Genomic DNA, 974 nt, shown 5'->3' on the forward strand with positions numbered 1-974 from the left:
GGCATGGACAGCGGCGTGCGGTCCAGCGTGCCGCGCGTGGCGAAGCCGAAGCGCAGCACGCCATTGTCGCCGCTGCCCGCGGCGATGGTCTGGTTGGCGGCCAGCGTGGCATACCCCGTCGCATGGTTGACGGGCGTGGTCAACGCCACGTGGCGCTCCAGCGCCCCGATCCCGCCGCGCGCGGGCGGCAAGTACACGATCAGGGTCACCGTCGCCGCGCCGAAAAAGCCGATCATCGCGCCGGTACCGCATCCGGTCGTGCAGCCGCACGGCGTGGCGGCCATCCTCGCCAGGAAGGAAGTGGCGCTGGAGGCGCTCGACGTGCTGCGCGGCCCGATCATCAAGCTGCCCGGCCAGGTGACGGTGATCGAAATGGCGCTGGCGGACGTGCCGGTGGCCGGCAAGCCGCCGCTGCCCGGCCAGCCGTGGCAACTGGTCCGCCTGAACAGCGCGCACGGCGCGACCAGCTACGGCCTGACGTTCAACGGCGCGGTGGCGAGCGTCACGGTGCGGATCACCGCGCCGGACGGACGGTTTGCCGAACAGGTCGCGAAATAACAGGTCGCGAAATACAGAGGACGGGCTACCATGGACATCACCCAGTTCACCACTGCGCAGGCGCAGAACCGCCTGCAGGCCGACGGCCTCGAAACGCTCGGCCTGACCGGCCTGCAGCTGGCGCCGCGCTGGTCCACGACGTCGGCGCCCACGTTCGATCCGGTCGCGCTGACCCTGGCGCTGACGAATGCGGAGTGTCCGTTCGGCGGCATGCTCACGTGGCACGTCCACGGCAACGCGTTCACCGATGCGCAGGGCCAGCCGATCGATGCGTACTGCGGCGTGATCCGGCTGCATCCGCATGCGCAGCAACGCCTGTTCCGCCTCGCCGCCGCGCGCTATGCCAACGGCGGCCCGCTCGTGCATCCGCTGCCCGTCGCGCTGCTGTTCCGGCTGACGTCGCCGCCGGACGAGAC

At 70.8% G+C, this 974-nt stretch carries 2 protein-coding genes; both read left to right on the forward strand.

Annotation, left to right across the window (positions count from 1 at the left end):
• Positions 1-135 precede the first annotated feature (135 nt).
• Positions 136-558, forward strand: a complete 423-nt coding sequence (locus ACEN88_RS32705; RefSeq protein ID WP_413346428.1) for a hypothetical protein — start codon at positions 136-138, stop codon at positions 556-558.
• A gap of 30 nt (positions 559-588) precedes the next feature.
• A partial coding sequence (locus ACEN88_RS32710) for a hypothetical protein (RefSeq protein ID WP_413346430.1) occupies positions 589-974 on the forward strand: 386 nt, incomplete at its 3' end.

Source organism: Massilia sp. CT11-108 (genome assembly GCF_047302915.1).
Lineage (GTDB): Bacteria > Pseudomonadota > Gammaproteobacteria > Burkholderiales > Burkholderiaceae_D > Telluria > Telluria orientalis.